The sequence below is a fragment of the Anaerovorax sp. IOR16 genome, from assembly GCF_017168145.1.
Lineage (GTDB): Bacteria > Bacillota > Clostridia > Peptostreptococcales > Anaerovoracaceae > IOR16.
This window is the reverse complement of record NZ_JADQTL010000010.1, coordinates 100,373-117,669: the sequence shown is the minus strand read 5'-3', so window position 1 is coordinate 117,669 and position 17,297 is coordinate 100,373. Positions and strand designations below refer to the sequence as shown.

Genomic DNA, 17,297 nt, shown 5'->3' with positions numbered 1-17,297 from the left:
AGGAAAGGTGAAAAGGAGCATGATACTGAAAACAAAGCTATTTGGCCACAATTATGAGTTTAAATCGCTCAGAGAAGTAATGGCTAAGGCAAACGAGGAAAAGTCCGGTGACAAATTAGCGGGAATCGCTGCGGAAACCGCAGAAGAACGTGTAGCCGCTAAAGTTGTGCTATCTCACATTACATTGGAAGAACTGCGTAATCAACCAGCAGTTCCTTATGAGGAGGATGAAGTAACCAGAATCATACAAGATGCAGTGAATGAGTCTATTTTTAACGAAGTGAAACACATGACGGTTGCAGAATTCAGAGAATGGTTACTTGATGAAAAGACAACTTCAAGCATGATAAGGAGAGCGTCCCGAGGAATCACAAGTGAAATTGTTGCAGCAGTTTGTAAGCTGATGACGAATTTAGACCTTATTTACTGTGCAAGAAAAATGAGAGTTTCTGCACATTGTAATACGACCATTGGACTTCCGGGTACTTTTTCTTCTCGTCTTCAGCCAAATCATACGACTGATGATCCAAAAGGAATCATGGCATCCGTGATGGAAGGCTTAAGTTTAGGTTGTGGTGATGCGGTAATCGGATTAAATCCGGTTGATGATTCGGTAGAAAGTGTTGCAAGGATATTAAAGAGTTTTGATGAATTTAAAAATAAATGGGAAGTGCCAACTCAAATTTGTGTTTTGGCTCATGTAACGACACAAACAGAGGCAGCAGACAAATTTAATGCCCCAATTGACTTAATGTTTCAGTCCATCGCCGGTTCGCAAAAAGGAAATGAAGCTTTTGGATTGACAGCAACTATGTTAGATGAAGGTCACGACATGATGCTGAAAAAAGGAACGAGTACAGGGCCAAATGTTATGTATTTCGAAACCGGGCAAGGATCGGAATTGTCTTCAGAAGCACATAATGGATGGGATCAGGTGACAATGGAAGCACGGTGCTACGGTTTTGCAAAACGTTACAATCCATTCTTAGTAAATACAGTAGTTGGATTTATTGGACCAGAATACTTATATGATTCAAAGCAAGTCATTCGTGCAGGTTTAGAGGATCATTTTATGGGGAAACTCACAGGAATTCCTATGGGATGTGATGCTTGTTATACCAATCATATGAAAGCAGACCAAAATGACATTGAAAATCTAGCCACCCTTCTTGTTGCTTCCGGATGCAACTATATCATGGGTGTACCTCAGGGTGATGACTGTATGCTTATGTATCAGTGCACCGGATATCATGAAGCTGCTGCACTTCGAGAAGTTTTCGGATTAAGACCAATTAAAGAGTTTGATCTTTGGTTGGAAAAAATGGGATTTTCAGAGAATGGGAAGTTGACACCTTTGGCAGGAGATGCTTCTGTATTTTTGAAAAAATAGAAGGGAGGTAAAACAATGGAACAAAATGATTTAAAGCAAATTATTGAACAGGTGTTAAAGGAAATGCAGCTTTGCAGTGCACCAAATGAAAACCAGAAATGTGATGGTGAAGATGAGCAGAGGAGAATACCAGAAATAGAAGATGGATCGATTCCTGATGTAACTGAAGTGGATATTCGTGAACAATACCTTGTTGAAAATCCGCAAAATGGTGAGGTGTTTTATGAATTAAAACAATTTGCACCTTGTCGTCTTGGTATCGGAAAGTGTGGAGCACGTTACAAAACGGATCCTATGCTTCAATTTAAGGCAGCTCATTCTGCAGCACAGGATGCTGTTTTCAACGATGTTGATGAAGAGTTTTTAGAAAAGATGAATTTATTTGCAGTTCAAACGCAGTGTGAAAATAAAGATATTTATTTAACGAGACCGGATTTAGGTAGAAAGCTCAATGAAGATGCGGTAAATACAATTAAGGAAAAGTGTAAAAAGAATCCAACCGTACAGATTTACGTTTCAGATGGATTATCTTCCGCAGCGGTAGCAGCAAACATTGAAGATCTCCTTCCTGGAATCATGCAGGGATTGCAAAGTCAAGGTATTGATGTAGGTACACCATTCTTTGTAAAGTACGGACGTGTCGGTGTTATGGATCAAATTTCCGAAATTACAAATGCAGATGTTATTTGCGCCTTAATTGGAGAAAGACCTGGTTTAATTACCGCAGAATCTATGAGTGCATACATTGCTTACAAAGCAACCGTAGGTATGCCGGAAGCAAGAAGAACTGTAGTTTCCAATATTCATAAAGCTGGAACTATGCCGGTAGAAGCTGGCGCTCATATTGCTGAGATTATTAAGATAATGCTGGAAAAGAAAGCAAGTGGAACAAACTTGAAATTGTAATCAAAAAGGAGGAAATTAGGAAATGAAAAGAGATCCCCTGAAGGCCACGGTATTGGCTACAAAAGTGATTCCGAACGTTAATCCGGAATTGGCAAAAGAACTGAGATTGACCCCGGATCAGAGATCATTAGGTCTGATTACGGCTGATTGTGATGATGTTACATATACCGCTTTGGACGAAGCGACAAAAGCAGCCGATGTTAAAGTTGTTTATGCAAAAAGCTTTTATGGCGGTGCAGCAAATGCCAATACAAAATTAGCAGGAGAAATTATTGGTATTTTAGCTGGACCAAATCCTGCAGAAATTAAAAGCGGATTAAAAGCATGTGTTGATTTTATTGAAAATGTTGCACATTTCGTATCCGCAAATGAGGATGACTCTATTCCATATTATGCTCATTGCATTTCAAGAACAGGTTCTTATTTATCGGAAGGAGCAGGAATTAAAGAAGGCGAAGCTCTGGCTTATCTCATTGCACCTCCGCTTGAGGCAATGTATGGCGTTGATGCCGCTATGAAGGCTGCAGACGTTAGAATGTGTGTTTTATATGCACCACCATCCGAAACAAACTTCGGCGGTGCTTTGCTTACAGGCAGCCAGTCTGCATGTAAAGCTGCTTGCGAAGCGTTTGCTGCTGCAATTGAGTATGTTGCGGAAAACCCATTGGGTTAAAATGGAAGGATGCAGGTTATGAAAGCCATAGGAATGATAGAAGTGAAAGGGTTTTTAAGTGCAGTCGAGGCATTAGACAGTGCGTTGAAAGCTGCAAATGTAACCCTGCACAGCGTTACTAAGGTGAAAGGTGGGTTGGTATCGGTTATTATTATGGGTGACGTAGGAGCAGTAAAGGCTGCTATGGACGCTGCTGCCGCAGCCGCCAATCGTGTAGGAGAAATTGTGTCAGTGCATGTAATTCCAAGACCAAGTGAAGGTGTTATGAAGATGCTTGAAATTCAAAAACCGATATCGCATAAGAAAAATGAAACGGTTAAAAAAGAGGTTTCTTCTGAAACGACTAAGCCTGCAGCCGCATCAGAAGACGATTTGGCTCAAAAATCGGTTGAGGAATTGCGACATCTTGCACGAACCTTAGAAATAACAAATATGACAAAAAATGAAATCAAATTTGCGAAGAAGAGCGAATTAATTAAAGCAATCAGCGAATTTAATGAAGGGAGAGAAGACTGATGCTACTTTATGATAAGGATTTGCTGTCTGTGCAGGAAGTCAGAGAGTTAGTAGAGCGTGCGAAAGTAGCGCAGCTTGAGTTAGCACAAAAAAAACAAGAAGATGTCGACTTAATTGTAAAGTCGATTGCAGAGGCAGGCGTTCGAAATGCAAAAAGACTGGCACAGCTTGCTCATGATGAAACGGGTTTTGGCGTTGTAGCAGACAAAGAAATAAAAAATATTTTTGGGAGCAAAGGTGTTTATGATCGAATCAAGGATATGAAAACAATAGGCGTTCTGAAAGAGGATAAAGAAGCAAGAACGTATGCTTTGGCGATACCTATGGGGGTAATTGCAGGATTAATTCCTTCAACAAATCCAACCTCTACGGTATTTTACAAAGCAGAAATTGCAATTAAAGCAGGCAATGCGATTGTATTTTCTCCTCATCCGAATGCATTAAATTGTATTTTAGAGACGGTAAAGGTGATTCGTCAAGCTATTACAGAGGCGGGTGGAAACTGTGATCTTGTTGGATGCGTTTCTTTACCGACGATTCAAGCAACTGATGTGCTTATGAGTCATCCGGATACTTCTTTAATCCTTGCAACTGGGGGATCTGCAATGGTAAGAGCTGCTTATTCCTCTGGAACACCGGCTATTGGAGTCGGACCAGGCAATGGTCCTGCATATATTGAACGTTCTGCTAATTTGGAAAAGGCTGTTCGTTGCATTTTCGATTCCAAAACCTTTGATAATGGAACGATTTGCGCAACTGAGCAATCCGTAATCTGTGATTTGGATCAAAAAGAAGCGATTCAGGCGGAAATGAAACGTCAAGGTGCTTATTTCCTAAATCCTGAGGAGAAAGAAAAGCTTGGGAACTTTATTCTTCGTTCTAATGGAACGATGAACCCGATGATTGTCGGTAAGAGTGCACAAGACATTGCTACTCTTTCCGGAATTTCAATACCAGAAAGTACACGTGTTATTGTAGCAGAAGAGGATGGTGTAGGAAGAGGTCATCCGTATTCCAATGAAAAGCTGACTCCAATTTTAGCATTTTATGCAGAAAAGGATTATAAGGCGGTTTGTGATCGGTGCTGTGAAATCTTATATTATGAAGGAGCGGGTCATACATTTATCATTCATTCGGAAAATCAGGAGATCATAGACTACTTTGCAAAGCGTGTTCCGGTATCAAGATTCATTATAAATAGCCCGGGTGCTATGGGTGGTATTGGAGCATCGACAGGATTGATGCCATCGTTAACGTTAGGATGCGGAGCTGTTGGCGGAAGTGCAACCAGCGAAAATGTAGGACCAGAGCAATTGTATAATTTACGGCATATTGCGTATGGAACAAAGAATATGGAAAAGATCCGAAAGGAAGCTTCACAGCCAAGTGAAAATTTAAGTTGTGTACAATTACAAGCAAATCAAGTGAATGAGATTGTTCGAGAAATTATTCGACAATTGGAAGCTGTTTAGACAGTTATGATAAGGAGGAAATAATATGGCTACAATGCAAGCGTTAGGTATGATAGAAACAAAAGGCCTAGTAGGTTCCATTGAGGCAGCGGATGCTATGGTAAAAGCGGCAAACGTTACTTTGATTGGAAAAGAACACGTAGGCGGTGGATTGGTTACTGTTATGGTAAGAGGTGATGTGGGGGCTGTAAAAGCAGCTACGGATGCAGGTGCAGCAGCAGCGGAAAGAGTTGGCGAATTAATTTCTGTGCATGTCATTCCAAGACCACATGAAGAAGTGGAAATGATACTTCCAGTATTAAAGTAAGGAGGAGAGAATATGGCAACGATGCAAGCGTTGGGAATGATAGAAACAAAAGGCCTAGTAGGTTCCATTGAAGCTGCGGATGCTATGGTAAAGGCTGCAAACGTTACTTTAATCGGAAAAGAACACGTAGGCGGTGGATTGGTTACCGTTATGGTAAGAGGCGATGTGGGCGCTGTAAAAGCAGCAACCGATGCTGGTGCAGCAGCAGCGGAAAGAGTTGGCGAATTACTGTCTGTGCATGTCATTCCGAGACCACATGAAGAAGTGGAAATGATACTTCCGGCTTTGCAAAAATAAAGGAAGACTTTGCAGTGAGGCAGGAGGTGAGATGATTTGAAGGTAATAACGGAAGCTATTTTACGTGACGAGCTGAGAAACAAGGAACCTGAAATTTATTATATTCCGGAGGGGAAAATATTATCTCCGGCTGGTCGCGAATATCTACAGCAACGTAAAATAAAGATCGCTCCCAAAGGTGCCGAACCAAAACAAAATGAGAAGAGTGTTTCGGGGTCTATGAAACAGACTCCGGAGCCTCTAAAGCCTAACTATGTAGACTTTGAAAGCGGAGCTTACTATATTGATAAGCCCGAACATATGTGCCAGCTTTACGATAACGTTCTTGTAGTAAAAAACCATGCAAGGATTTACTTTCGAGGGAAGTTGGATTCCATACAATCACAGATTGTTTTGGATCAAGCCATGTTAGCAGAGAGTGGAGCTGCGCAGAATTTGTTAAAGGATTTGGATGGAATCCTATCCGTATTACAGGAAATTATGCGTTGTGATGTATTAAATGAGGGTTTTTACAATGACACTATAATTGGATTAAGTCATAAAGAATTAAGAGATCAATCTCACAATCCAATGAAGTATTTTAAAATCAAGCAGATGGTACTTCCTTCCTATCAGATGGGTAGTCGTTATGCGATCTTAAATCGACTTCGTTCCTCTATTCGTGAGGTAGAGGTCGCAGCAGCTATGGCTTTTATGGAAAATAGAAAATGTAGCCGAACGGATATTATAGAAGCATTGAATCGATTATCCAGTGCATTGCACATTATGATGTGTCGATATTTAGCAGGGATATATAAGTAGGGAGAATACAGATGGAAAATAACATAGTGGATATTGTAACCTCAGCAATACAAAAAAATGGTTTCATACAAGTAGAAGTTTCTGCAAGACATATACACCTGTGTCAGTCAGATTTGGAAGTCTTATTCGGTAAAGGAGCAAATTTAACGTGGAAACGAGATTTGTCACAACCTGGACAATATTTGGCAGAAGAAAAGGTGATTCTCATAGGACCGAAAGGGGAGAAGAAACTATCTGTTCTTGGACCTGTTCGTAAAGCAACGCAAGTAGAACTTGCTCAGAGTGATTGCTTATCTCTGGGAATTAAGGCACCGGTTCGTTTATCCGGAGATCTGAAGAACTCAGGAAACGCAATGTTAAAAGGACCTTATGGGGAAGTACCTTTGAAAGAAGGGGTAATTGTTGCAGAGGCACACGTTCATATGACGCCGGAAATGGGCAAAACCTTAGCATTGTCTGATCAACAGAAAGTAAAGTTGGAACTGTTAACATCTCGACCAACTGTAATAAATGCAGTTGTAAGAATTGATACGCAATCAAGATGCAAAGCACATATTGACACCGATGAAGCAAATGCATCGGGATGCAGCGGCTTTGTAATAGCAAGAATCCGAAAATGAAAAAAGGCGGGAGATATGATGGATTTGCAAAGAGTAAATAAATATATGGAACGGATTGCACAATCAGAGAAAAATACCTTTCTGCCTGTAGGAGAAAAATTAAAGGTAGGGGTAGATCTGGGGACTGCTTACATTGTTATGGTTGTGCTTGACGAGATGGATAACCCAATTGCTTGTGAAAAACAAGCCGCCAGTGTGTTAAAGGATGGCGTGGTGGTTGACTATTTAGGGGCTTTACAAATTGTAAGAGATTTAAAGGCAAAATTAGAGGAACGGCTAGGTGGAAGAGAACTGGTAAATTGTGCAATTGCAATGCCTGCCGGTACAGAGAGCAGTATACGCACACATACATATGTAGCAGAAGGTGCTGGGTTAGAAGTTACAAATATTTTAGATGAACCATCTGCAGCAAATGCCGTTTATCAAATCGACAATGGAGCCGTTGTAGACATTGGAGGTGGAACTACAGGAATTGCGATACTCCGTAATGGTGAGGTGATTCGTATGGAAGATGAACCAACTGGAGGAACACATATTTCTTTAGTTCTCGCAGGAAATTTTCACATTGATTTTGCTCAAGCAGAAGTAATTAAACAGGATTATCGTAAGCATAAAGAAATTTTACCTGTAGTAAAAGCGGTAGTAGAAAAAATGGCTACGATTGTAAAGCGGTATGTTCGATCTGAAGAAATTGATACGATTTACCTTTGTGGGGGGACCTGTTGTCTTACCGGAATCGAAGGAATTTTTGAAAAAGAGACAGGGGTTGCAACTATAAAGCCGGATAATCCATTTTTAGTGACTCCTGCAGGAATTGCTATGAATTGTATTGCCGGCTAGGAAGGAGGCGAGCGAATGGAATGGAACGAACTGGTTGATGAGATTGCAGCAAGAGTAAAAACAAAATTAGAAGAACGAAGCTCGTTGGAATGTCACACAACTTTAAATGAATGTAAGATGAAAAAAAGACTATTGATCTTGTCGCCGGAGCATAGTGAACCATGTCATGAATTATGGGATTGTATGGATTCCAATCAGGAATGGAATGTTGAATGTGCATTGACAAAAAATTATGACTGCAATATAGCTGCAGCTGATACAGTAGTGCTTCGTAAAGTTAGCAATGAACGATTAGTGAAGATTGCAAACGGTATCGGAGACACCCCTTTAACAGCATTAGCGATTCAGGCAATTTTAATGGGAAAAAGAGTGATTATTCCCACTGAGGAATTGGAACTGCTTTCTTATCAGAAAACCGCTCCAATAGCGTATTATGATCATATGCTTCAATATGTAGCACTTTTAAAACGGTCGGGTGTGCAATTGTGTGATATGGAGCAATTATATTCTGTTATTTGTGAGGAAAAAGTATGCAAGGATGAGCCATGTGAAAATAATGAGCAACCTTTAAATCCCATTAGGGGTAAAGAAGTATTGCGTGTTGTAAAAAGAGTGGTAACAGAGAGAGATATCCATGAAGCGTATGCAAAACAAATAACGGAACTTCAGATTAGTGGAAAGACAATTGTAACCGATCTTGCGAAGGATTATGCGAGAGAAAGAGGGATCACATTTACTGTACAATGAGACGCATATTAACAAGATGGATGGAGAGCAATGGAACTGTCGTAGAGAGGAAGGAAGGATATGCAGGTAGGGAAAGTCATTGGTACAATTTGGGCAACAAGAAAAGAAGAACGATTAGCTGGATTAAAGCTTCTTATTGTATTGCCGGTAGATCTACTAGAAAAAAAAGAAGAAATGAGCCCAATTGTTGCCGCAGATATCATTGGAGCGGGAGTGGGGGAAACGGTATTGATTGTTTCCGGGAGTTCTGCACGCAGTGCGGTTGGAGACTTGAAAACTCCTGTTGATGCTACTGTTGTAGGGATTGTAGATGATCAGGAAATTGATAAAAATGTGCTATAAATCGACTCAGGATAGTGAGGTGATTCTATGAAACTGATAGAAGCAGTAAGGTCTGCAGGGGTCGTAGGAGCCGGTGGTGCCGGGTTTCCTACTCATGTTAAGTTAAATGCAAAAGCAGATATATTTATTGTAAATGCTGCAGAATGTGAACCTTTGATCGAAACGGATAAATACTTAATGAGGACTTTTCCAGAGGAATTGATTGCTTCAGCTGAGCTAATCGCAGCTCATTTAGGATCAAAGAAAAAGATAATTGCATTAAAAAGTAAATACAAAGAAGAGATTGAAGCATTGTCTACAGCAATCCACAAAGTAAAATCTTCCTTTGAGTTGGTTCAAATGCCTTCCTTTTACCCTGCAGGTGATGAACAAATCTTGGTGCAATTCGTTACAGGAAGAACCGTACCTGAACGAGGATTGCCTTTGCATGTTGGTGCAGTCGTGGATAATGTCGGTACTGTTTTAAATGTAGGAGAGGCTGTTTGCGGAAAACCAGTAACGGATAAATTTCTTTCGGTAGTGGGTGAAGTAGAAAAACCTATGATGTTAAAGGTACCAATTGGAACTCCAATCAAAGAATGCATTGATATTGCAATGCCTATTTCTTCGGAATATGATTTTATCATAGGTGGTCCTATGATGGGAAAGGTACACAAAGGAGAAGAAGTATATAATGAGTTTGTTACTAAAACAACCGGTAACGTCATTGTATTACCAAAAGGGCACTATCTAGTTGAACGAGCAAGCCTATCTCTCTCTAGTATTGCCGCACAAGCTAGAAGTGCCTGTGTACAGTGTAAAATGTGTACAGATATGTGTCCTCGCTATTTAATTGGTCATGATATAAGACCAAATCAAATCATGCGAAATCTTTATAAGGAGAAAGTCATTTGTGAAAATGCGGAATATGAACGGGCATTTGGAAGTGCAGCAAACTGTTGTGATTGCGGAGTCTGTGAAATGTTTGCTTGTCCAATGGGGTTGTCTCCTCGAAAAGTAAATGGATATATCAAGAGTCAGCTAGCTGAAAGGAAAATTAGTCCAATAAAAAATCAATCACCTCAGGTGAGAGAGGATTTAAAATGGAGAAGAATTCCTACGGAAAGGCTGATCGCGAGATTGGGACTGACGAAATATGCATCTCTTCATGCAAAAGAACCTTGCAAGGAGTATGTGCCAAAATCAGTAACTCTTTATTTTAAACAGCATATTGGTGTGGGAGCGCAGGCTTGCAGAGAAGTTGGAGAATTTGTTCAAAAGGGTGATTTGATTGCAGTTACAGGCGAAAATGTTCTTTGTGCAAACTTACATGCCAGTATCAGTGGAAAAATTACATTAATTGATAGCGAAAAGGCTGTAATCATAGGAAGTGAGGAGTGAGGTCAATGGCAAATGCAATCGGCATGGTTGAATTGAACAGCATTGCAAGAGGAATTGAAGTATGTGATTACATGGTAAAAGCGGCACAGGTGGAACTATTGAGAGCATCTACCGTTTGTCCGGGAAAATATATTATTGTAGTCGGTGGTGAAACTGGAGCCGTAGAAGCTGCTATGAAGGAGGGTATACTGCGAAGCGGTGAATGTGCAGTGGATACTTTATTCATTCCGAATATTGATCAACAAGTAATTTTAGCGATTAATATGACAAATCCAGTGGAAAATCTGGGAGCAGTGGGAGTCCTTGAATTTTATTCCATTGCATCAACAATCATTGCTGCAGATGCGGCAGCAAAAGCGGCAAACATTACATTAATTGAAGTTCGTATGGGCTGTGCAATTGGAGGTAAAGGAATCGTAACGCTGACCGGAGATGTAGGAGCAGTAAGGGCTGCAGTAGCAGCTGCGCAAAAAGAAAGTGAACTTATGGTAGGAAGTACGGTAATACCAAGACCGTCACCAAAGCTACTTGAAAACTTATTATAGTATAAGTATGGAGGCATTTCACAGAAAAATGAAATAGGAGGTAATCTATGTTTAATGAACTAATAGAAGCTTTTGATGTGTCAGTATTGACATCGAGCTTACAATCGTATGTTTCAAATTTGACCGTAAATTCTATTATTGTAACAATTATGACGATTTTCATGTTAGTAGGTGCCGTAGATAAAATTAGAGGAAATAAACTCGGCTATGGAGAACAATTTGATGAAGGCTTTAATGCAATGGGACCTTTGGCAATCGCTATGGCAGGGGTAGTCGCAGCAGCACCGGTATTATCAATTTTATTAAAACCATTCATTGCACCGATTTATACTGTTTTCGGAGCTGACCCTGCAATGTTTGCAACGACCTTGCTAGCTTGTGACATGGGTGGTTATCCGTTGGCAATGGAGTTGGCGGCAGATGAAACGATTGGTAATTTCTCAGGATTGATTTTAGGTTCTATGATGGGACCGACCATCGTATTTACGATTCCGGTTGCATTATCTATTATAAAAAAGGAAGATCGTCCATATCTTGCCGCTGGTGTATTAGCAGGTTTGATTACCTTACCGCTAGGGTGTATAGCAGGTGGTTTAGTTATGAATATTACACCTTATAAGATTAGCCTCATTCGTATTCTAATTAACCTTATACCGGTTATCATTGTAGCTGGATTGATCGTACTGGGACTTTGGTTCAAGCCAACTTCTATGATTAATGGATTTAACCGTTTTGGAACCGGTGTTACCATTGTAATTACAGTTTTTACGGCAATTGCTATTTTCCAATATTTAACAGGAATTCGATTCCCACTCTTTGACATTATGGTAGATCCGGATAAGAATGGTGGTGTCGTCGGGTTAGAATCCGGTCTTTTGGTCTGCGGACAAATTGCAATTGTTTTAGCGGGTGCATTCCCTATGGTTCTATGGATTACCAATACCTTTGGTGGTGCTTTGGAACGAATCGGCAAAGTGCTTGGAATGAACGATAAGGGTTCTGCAGGTATGGTAGCTAATTTAGCAAATAACATTGCCATGTTTAATATTTTACATGAAATGAATCCAAAAGCAAAATTGTTGAATGTAGCCTTTGCTGTATCCGCAGCTTTTGTTTTCGGTGATCATCTTGGATTTACTGCAGGAAATAATCCTGACATGATTTTCCCTGTTGTTGTAGGTAAGTTGGTTGCAGGTGTAACTGCACTGATACTGGCAAATGCATTATCTCCTAAGTTATTAAGCAAAATTGACGAAGGAAATAGTGAAATCGCAGCATAAATACAAGGAGGAGGAAAATATGAATGTCAGTGAACAACTCATTCGTGAGATTGTGGAACGAGTTTTAATGCAATCACATGCTAATATGGAGAAAGAGTTTGAAAAAGAAGTAGATCAAAGCGGCATTTTAGTCGTTCGAGCGGATACTGTAAAAACAGAAGAATTTGAAGGAAGAACTGATGTTAAGCTTAAGGATATCGTTACGTTGGAAGAAGCGCCAAGAATGGGTGCGGGTATCATGGAGCTTTTTGATGGAGCGGAATTTGAATGGACGCTTACTTATGATGAGTTTGATTATGTGATTGATGGGACTTTAGAAATTTTAATCGACGGAGGACGTAAGATTACCGGCAAAAAAGGAGATATTATATTGATTCCAAAGGATAGCCATATATCTTTTAGTACTCCGGATTATACAAGATATGCATATTTTGTGTATCCAGCAAATTGGCAGGAACTGGGATAAAAGACAAGTAAGACTACATAAAAACCTAGAAAAAATTTTTCTAGGTTTTTTTCTTTCCGAACTATTTTAAATATTGTCGAATTTTGTATGCTATTTAAAATAATGTTACATACAAAAATAATATAAAAAATTTAGAAAATTCAAACTGTCAATATAGACGCATACCTTTTTCTATAGTAAAATAAAATCAAATGATTCCTAAATATTTAATAATGCTTTAAGGAGGCAAAAATATGAGGAGATTTAGAATCTTGGCGGTTGCGTTGATTGCGGCGCTAACTCTAAGTACAGCAAGTGCGTTTGCTTGTACTGCAGTTTACGTAGGAAAGGATGTAAGTACGGATGGAAGCACTATCCTTGCAAGAAGTGAGGATCAGGGTACAGGTGCTTATAACAAGATGTTTGTAGTTGTTGATCGAGTGGAAAATGTTCCGGGTCGAACCATCGATGATGTAAATGGATTTTCCTATAAATTACCGGCAACAACATACAAATACACAATGGTGCCGGATTATTCCGATGCTGGAGATGGAACTTATGCAGGGGCTTGTACAAACGAGTACGGACTATCCATTACGGCTACTGTATCGGCTTACGTAAAGCCGGAAATTGAGGAAGTTGATCCTTATGTTGAGGGATCTTTGCGTGAAGCTGCTCTTACCGGAATTATTGCAGCAACCTGTAAGACTGCAAAGGATGGGGTCAAGCTTCTGGCAGACATTATTGAAACATCCGGTTCGGAAGAAGGAAATGTAATCATGCTTGCCGACCAAAATGAGGCATGGATTTTTGAAGTTTATAGTGGACATTTGTGGGCAGCACAAAAAATGCCAACTGATAAAATAGCTGTGTTTGGAAATCAGTTTATGATAGAAACGGTCGACCCAAGTGATACAGAAAATTTTATGCACCATAAGGATTTATTTACAACAGCAGATAAAAATGGATGGACACAAAAAGTAGATGGTAAGGTACACCTAGCTCTAACCTTTGCAGCTCCAAGAGAGGACTATTCAAATATGCGTACTTGGATGGGGCATAGATTGTTAGCACCATCCACAGTAGGAGAATATAAGACAGAAACTATGTATCCATTGTTTTATAATCCGGACAAAAAAGTTTCTGCATTGGACGCGATGGATGTTCTTCGCAATCGTTATGAAGGCACAAAATATGATGGTGCACTGCCTGAAAATAAGGGACTTCGTTTTATCGGTGTAGAACGACAATCACAAATTCATGTAATTCAAGTAAAAGAAAATTATCCAGCTGAAATTTCAGCATTGCAGTGGCTTGCTTTTGGTAATGCAGAGCATTCTGTATTCTTACCGAATTTTAGTGGAATCAATGACACGTATTCCGCTTACAAAGTAGATGGTGAACGACCAAACTATGACGGTGCTTACTGGAAGTTTAAGAGAATTTGCGCGTTAGCAGAGCAAAACAGAAGTTTCTATGGACAGGGTGTACGAGACTATTGGAACTTATATGAGGAAAGTTTATACAAGGATATGCAAAAAGCAGAGAAACAGATGATTACTCTTTATGCAAAAGATCCAAAAGCAGCGAAAGATTATATAACGAAGCTGCATATGGACATTGCAAAGAAAGCTTGTTTTGATGCAGATTATCTTTATAATGAATTGCTGTATTTTGTTATGGATCGTAACGGACGCAAATTAGATCGGATCGGTGGACCGTTTGTTGCAAGTATGGCAATTCGAGATGCGGCACATATAAAGGGGTATAGTGTAAAATGGACGGCAAAGGATAAGCCGATTACTTTAACAAAGGGTTCTACGGTTTATAGCATTATTCCTGGAGATTTAGAATACAAAATTGCTAAGAATGGGGCAACGACAACCGAAAAAATGTCAGAGGCTCCTCGTGTAGAAAAAGGAATTACGTATTTACCATTGGATTTTGTATCTGGATTATAAGCACAAATAGTAAGCAAATAAATTAATTCTTTAAAGAGGCTGCTTTTTTTATAAAGATTGAAAAAACCAGTCTCTTTTAATTGCATAAGAGATCTTGCTATTAATTAATGATAAGAAAGGGAAAGGATGATTTATTATATAGGTTAATAAATCATATTGTTTTAAAATGCAACAAGAATACTTAAAAGAAAATGAAGAAAATAAAAATGAAGTCAGAGTTGTTGAACTTGAAGAAAAAACGGATAAAATATATGAAGGCTATGGAAAATATCGTTATTACCCAACTAATCCATGGCGAAGATATTTTTCAAGAATGATTGATGGTATTATTATTAATGCCATAATTTTATTAGTTACTGTATTGATAGTTAGAAATATAAACTCCAAAATTTATGAAACAGTATCTTTTTCTAATGTGTATATAATGATTACATTAATTATAATTTTTATTTTTTTCTTTATCGAGCCTCTCTTATTATATCAATTTGGAACAACCCCAGGACGTTGGATTCTTGGAATAAAACTTATCTCTGAAAAAGAACAGGTGCCTTTAACATTCAAGCGTCTTATTGTACGCAATTGGCAGTGCTTTCTTTATGGTTTCGGCTTGGGATTTCCAATAATAAGTCTTTTTACGATGCTTAACGCTTTTGATTATGTTAATCAAAATTCTAACGGTCAGTCAAAATGGGATGAAAAACAGGGAACGATTGTTTTATATAAAAATCTCTCATTTATAAATTATATAATGATTATATTGATGATTTTAATTGAAATAGGAGATGCTATTTGGAATTCTATAGTATAAAAAATAAAATGAGATAATGAATCTAATAAGAAATGATTTTCTAAAAGTGGAAATCATTTTTTTCTTTATTTATTTGAATTTTTATAGATAATAGCATAAAGTATAGTTTAAAAAATATTGGAGAATTTAACTGTGGATTGAATCCGTGTTATTTTGGGAATAAATCTTATGATAGGAAAAAAACTGGAAAATAGTTTGACAAACTAACTAATCAGTTTTATAATTAGTTCGTCAATCTAATTATTATTTTACATATCATTAAAAGAAATAGCATACAAGGAGGAAACAGAATGGATCTATTTTCCAGAGAGCTGAATGGTTTATTAGCAGATACCTTTCGTTCTATATTGAAAATAGAAGAGCAGGCAGTTAGGAATTCGGAGCAATCGGATCTTTCGATTAATGAATTGCATTTGTTGGAAGCAGTAGCAAAGGATAAAGAAAAGGGAAAAACCATTAGCGACATTGCTTTGGATATGAATATTACATTATCTTCTGTTACCGTTGCAATCAATAAGTTAGCCAGAAAAGGTTACGTTGAGAAAATTAAGTCTGAAAATGACGGAAGACGTGTTTTTGTGAAATTAACTCGATTGGGTCATAAGGTTAATGCCGGGCATCAGTATTTTCATGAGAATATGGTTCGAAATGTAGCTGCAGGCATGACGGAAGAAGAAAAAGAAATTTTGGTAAGAGGTATTACTAAATTAAACGAGTTTTTCAAGAAAAGACTGGAAGCGAGGAATAAAAAATGAGCTTTCGAATATTAGGAACCGGTAGTGGTCTACCGTCTCTTTGTAAAACAAATGATGATCTGGCAAAGATCATGGATACAGATGATGAATGGATTCGAACTCGAACTGGAATTGAGGAACGCCGGATTTGTGGAGAAGAAACCATAACTGATTTAGCTGAGTTAGCTGCAAAACGTGCATTAGAAGATAGTGGAGTTACAGCAGAAGAATTGGATTTGATTATTTGTGCTACATTATCTGGGGATTATATCACCCCTTCAATGGCGTGTGTGTTACAAGCTCGGATTGGAGCAAAATGCCCTGCATTTGATTTAAATGCAGCTTGTACTGGATTTTTATACGCTATGGATGTAGCGACAGGGTATTTTGCAAGAAATCCAAAAATGAAAATTTTAATTGTAGCAGCAGAAGCTATTTCAAAGCTGGTCGATTGGAGAGAACGCAACACTAGTGTCATCTTTGCCGATGGTGCAGGAGCGGTCGTTTTAGGAGAAGGAGAAGATCTATTGGCGATACGCTTGACTGCCAAAGGAAATACTCATGCACTTGCAGCTCCTAATGTTTCCGGGAATTGTCCGTTTCGTAAGGAAAGTGAACTAGAGCCTTTCCTTCAAATGGATGGAAAGGAAGTTTTCCGTTTTGCCGTATCTTCAATGTGTAGGGATATCAAAACGGTTATGAAGCTAGCCGGTGTTACTGGAGAAGAAATTGATTATGTTTTGCCGCATCAGGCAAATATGCGAATCTTGGATTCTGCGATAGGTCGATTGGATATTGATGGAGAAAAATTTCTCACCAATATAAATTGCAGAGGAAATACCTCGGCAGCAGCAGTTCCGTTATTGTTGGATGAAGTCAACAAAGCAGGAACATTAAAAAAAGGAAACTTATTAGCGATGAGCTCCTTTGGTGGAGGCCTTACAACAGGGGCATGTATCCTACGTTGGAGCAAATAAAGAAAGTAAATTGGAGGATAAGAATATGACAACATTTGAAAAGGTAGCAAACATTTTAGTAGATGCAAAGGATTGTGAAGCAGATAAAATTAAAATGGAAAGCACATGGGCTGAATTGGAATTGGATTCTTTAGACACTGTAGAATTAGTAATGAATTTAGAAGATGAATTTAGTATTTCTCTTGAAATGAACGAAGATATGAAAACGGTTGGAGACGTAGTAAAGGCAATTGATGCGGCATTGGAATAGGGGTTA

20 protein-coding genes and 1 pseudogene are annotated in these 17,297 nt (G+C 38.8%); all 21 read left to right on the top strand.

The annotated features are described in order from the left end of the window. Window positions 1–19: 19 nt before the first annotated feature. Window positions 20–1,390 carry an ethanolamine ammonia-lyase subunit EutB gene (locus I2490_RS11115; RefSeq protein ID WP_206459841.1) on the top strand — a complete coding sequence of 457 codons (1,371 nt, stop codon included), beginning with the start codon at window positions 20–22 and terminating at the stop codon, window positions 1,388–1,390. A 15-nt stretch (window positions 1,391–1,405) separates the two neighbouring features. Beyond that, on the top strand, window positions 1,406–2,296 hold the full coding sequence (gene eutC, locus I2490_RS11110; RefSeq protein ID WP_206459840.1) for an ethanolamine ammonia-lyase subunit EutC: 891 nt from the start codon (window positions 1,406–1,408) through the stop codon (window positions 2,294–2,296). Window positions 2,297–2,318: 22 nt separating this feature from the next. Further along, window positions 2,319–2,969 carry an ethanolamine utilization microcompartment protein EutL gene (gene eutL, locus I2490_RS11105; protein ID WP_206459839.1) on the top strand — a complete coding sequence of 217 codons (651 nt, stop codon included), beginning with the start codon at window positions 2,319–2,321 and terminating at the stop codon, window positions 2,967–2,969. Window positions 2,970–2,978: 9 nt separating this feature from the next. Further along, window positions 2,979–3,221, top strand: a pseudogene (locus I2490_RS17075) (BMC domain-containing protein); the annotation flags it as partial. Window positions 3,222–3,484: 263 nt separating this feature from the next. Then, complete coding sequence (locus tag I2490_RS11095; protein WP_206459837.1) at window positions 3,485–4,957, top strand: acetaldehyde dehydrogenase (acetylating); 1,473 nt, start codon at window positions 3,485–3,487, stop codon at window positions 4,955–4,957. Between the two features lie 25 nt (window positions 4,958–4,982). Next, window positions 4,983–5,264, top strand: a complete 282-nt coding sequence (gene eutM, locus I2490_RS11090; protein WP_206459836.1) for an ethanolamine utilization microcompartment protein EutM — start codon at window positions 4,983–4,985, stop codon at window positions 5,262–5,264. Window positions 5,265–5,276: 12 nt separating this feature from the next. Continuing rightward, window positions 5,277–5,561 (top strand): BMC domain-containing protein, encoded by a 285-nt coding sequence (locus I2490_RS11085; RefSeq protein WP_206459835.1) that lies wholly within the window; start codon window positions 5,277–5,279, stop codon window positions 5,559–5,561. 36 nt (window positions 5,562–5,597) lie between these two features. Continuing rightward, window positions 5,598–6,362, top strand: a complete 765-nt coding sequence (locus tag I2490_RS11080) for an ATP-binding protein (protein WP_206459834.1) — start codon at window positions 5,598–5,600, stop codon at window positions 6,360–6,362. An 11-nt stretch (window positions 6,363–6,373) separates the two neighbouring features. Beyond that, a complete protein-coding gene (pduL, locus tag I2490_RS11075; protein WP_206459833.1) occupies window positions 6,374–6,982 on the top strand; it encodes a phosphate propanoyltransferase in 609 nt (202 codons plus the stop codon). Window positions 6,983–6,997: 15 nt separating this feature from the next. Beyond that, window positions 6,998–7,822, top strand: a complete 825-nt coding sequence (gene eutJ, locus I2490_RS11070; RefSeq protein WP_206459832.1) for an ethanolamine utilization protein EutJ — start codon at window positions 6,998–7,000, stop codon at window positions 7,820–7,822. Between the two features lie 15 nt (window positions 7,823–7,837). Then, window positions 7,838–8,569 carry a hypothetical protein gene (locus I2490_RS11065; protein ID WP_206459831.1) on the top strand — a complete coding sequence of 244 codons (732 nt, stop codon included), beginning with the start codon at window positions 7,838–7,840 and terminating at the stop codon, window positions 8,567–8,569. 60 nt (window positions 8,570–8,629) lie between these two features. After that, window positions 8,630–8,911, top strand: coding sequence for a EutN/CcmL family microcompartment protein (locus I2490_RS11060; RefSeq protein ID WP_206459830.1), 282 nt, complete (start codon window positions 8,630–8,632; stop codon window positions 8,909–8,911). Window positions 8,912–8,938: 27 nt separating this feature from the next. Continuing rightward, a complete protein-coding gene (locus I2490_RS11055; protein WP_206459829.1) occupies window positions 8,939–10,291 on the top strand; it encodes a 4Fe-4S dicluster domain-containing protein in 1,353 nt (450 codons plus the stop codon). 5 nt (window positions 10,292–10,296) lie between these two features. Next, the gene (locus tag I2490_RS11050) at window positions 10,297–10,836 is read left to right on the top strand and encodes a BMC domain-containing protein (protein ID WP_206459828.1); all 540 of its coding nucleotides are present in this window, start codon (window positions 10,297–10,299) and stop codon (window positions 10,834–10,836) included. 47 nt (window positions 10,837–10,883) lie between these two features. Next, on the top strand, window positions 10,884–12,116 hold the full coding sequence (locus tag I2490_RS11045) for an ethanolamine utilization protein EutH (RefSeq protein WP_209010611.1): 1,233 nt from the start codon (window positions 10,884–10,886) through the stop codon (window positions 12,114–12,116). A 19-nt stretch (window positions 12,117–12,135) separates the two neighbouring features. Then, the gene (locus I2490_RS11040; protein WP_206459827.1) at window positions 12,136–12,582 is read left to right on the top strand and encodes a cupin domain-containing protein; all 447 of its coding nucleotides are present in this window, start codon (window positions 12,136–12,138) and stop codon (window positions 12,580–12,582) included. Window positions 12,583–12,815: 233 nt separating this feature from the next. Further along, window positions 12,816–14,522 carry a C69 family dipeptidase gene (locus tag I2490_RS11035; protein ID WP_206459826.1) on the top strand — a complete coding sequence of 569 codons (1,707 nt, stop codon included), beginning with the start codon at window positions 12,816–12,818 and terminating at the stop codon, window positions 14,520–14,522. Between the two features lie 166 nt (window positions 14,523–14,688). Beyond that, on the top strand, window positions 14,689–15,330 hold the full coding sequence (locus I2490_RS11030; protein ID WP_206459825.1) for an RDD family protein: 642 nt from the start codon (window positions 14,689–14,691) through the stop codon (window positions 15,328–15,330). Window positions 15,331–15,620: 290 nt separating this feature from the next. Then, window positions 15,621–16,085, top strand: a complete 465-nt coding sequence (locus I2490_RS11025) for a MarR family winged helix-turn-helix transcriptional regulator (protein ID WP_206459824.1) — start codon at window positions 15,621–15,623, stop codon at window positions 16,083–16,085. Continuing rightward, entirely contained in the window at window positions 16,082–17,041 is a 960-nt protein-coding gene (locus tag I2490_RS11020; RefSeq protein ID WP_206459823.1) for a beta-ketoacyl-ACP synthase III, read from the top strand. The genes I2490_RS11025 and I2490_RS11020 overlap by 4 nt, the downstream gene beginning before the upstream one ends. 25 nt (window positions 17,042–17,066) lie before the next feature. Further along, window positions 17,067–17,291: an acyl carrier protein gene (locus I2490_RS11015; RefSeq protein ID WP_206459822.1), complete on the top strand. Its 225-nt coding sequence runs from the start codon at window positions 17,067–17,069 to the stop codon at window positions 17,289–17,291. The last annotated feature ends 6 nt before the right edge of the window (window positions 17,292–17,297 follow it).

What these genes read in the sequence shown, in the direction of transcription:
- I2490_RS11085 (WP_206459835.1), top strand. Translation starts at nt 5,277, where the DNA reads ATGGCAACGATGCAAGCGTTGGGAATGATAGAAACAAAAGGCCTAGTA.
- I2490_RS11055 (WP_206459829.1), top strand. Translation starts at nt 8,939, where the DNA reads ATGAAACTGATAGAAGCAGTAAGGTCTGCAGGGGTCGTAGGAGCCGGT.
- I2490_RS11040 (WP_206459827.1), top strand. Translation starts at nt 12,136, where the DNA reads ATGAATGTCAGTGAACAACTCATTCGTGAGATTGTGGAACGAGTTTTA.
- eutJ (WP_206459832.1), top strand. Translation starts at nt 6,998, where the DNA reads ATGATGGATTTGCAAAGAGTAAATAAATATATGGAACGGATTGCACAA.
- I2490_RS11025 (WP_206459824.1), top strand. Translation starts at nt 15,621, where the DNA reads ATGGATCTATTTTCCAGAGAGCTGAATGGTTTATTAGCAGATACCTTT.
- I2490_RS11045 (WP_209010611.1), top strand. Translation starts at nt 10,884, where the DNA reads ATGTTTAATGAACTAATAGAAGCTTTTGATGTGTCAGTATTGACATCG.
- eutM (WP_206459836.1), top strand. Translation starts at nt 4,983, where the DNA reads ATGGCTACAATGCAAGCGTTAGGTATGATAGAAACAAAAGGCCTAGTA.
- eutC (WP_206459840.1), top strand. Translation starts at nt 1,406, where the DNA reads ATGGAACAAAATGATTTAAAGCAAATTATTGAACAGGTGTTAAAGGAA.
- I2490_RS11060 (WP_206459830.1), top strand. Translation starts at nt 8,630, where the DNA reads ATGCAGGTAGGGAAAGTCATTGGTACAATTTGGGCAACAAGAAAAGAA.
- I2490_RS11015 (WP_206459822.1), top strand. Translation starts at nt 17,067, where the DNA reads ATGACAACATTTGAAAAGGTAGCAAACATTTTAGTAGATGCAAAGGAT.
- I2490_RS11035 (WP_206459826.1), top strand. Translation starts at nt 12,816, where the DNA reads ATGAGGAGATTTAGAATCTTGGCGGTTGCGTTGATTGCGGCGCTAACT.
- I2490_RS11095 (WP_206459837.1), top strand. Translation starts at nt 3,485, where the DNA reads ATGCTACTTTATGATAAGGATTTGCTGTCTGTGCAGGAAGTCAGAGAG.
- pduL (WP_206459833.1), top strand. Translation starts at nt 6,374, where the DNA reads ATGGAAAATAACATAGTGGATATTGTAACCTCAGCAATACAAAAAAAT.
- I2490_RS11030 (WP_206459825.1), top strand. Translation starts at nt 14,689, where the DNA reads ATGCAACAAGAATACTTAAAAGAAAATGAAGAAAATAAAAATGAAGTC.
- I2490_RS11065 (WP_206459831.1), top strand. Translation starts at nt 7,838, where the DNA reads ATGGAATGGAACGAACTGGTTGATGAGATTGCAGCAAGAGTAAAAACA.
- I2490_RS11050 (WP_206459828.1), top strand. Translation starts at nt 10,297, where the DNA reads ATGGCAAATGCAATCGGCATGGTTGAATTGAACAGCATTGCAAGAGGA.
- eutL (WP_206459839.1), top strand. Translation starts at nt 2,319, where the DNA reads ATGAAAAGAGATCCCCTGAAGGCCACGGTATTGGCTACAAAAGTGATT.
- I2490_RS11115 (WP_206459841.1), top strand. Translation starts at nt 20, where the DNA reads ATGATACTGAAAACAAAGCTATTTGGCCACAATTATGAGTTTAAATCG.
- I2490_RS11020 (WP_206459823.1), top strand. Translation starts at nt 16,082, where the DNA reads ATGAGCTTTCGAATATTAGGAACCGGTAGTGGTCTACCGTCTCTTTGT.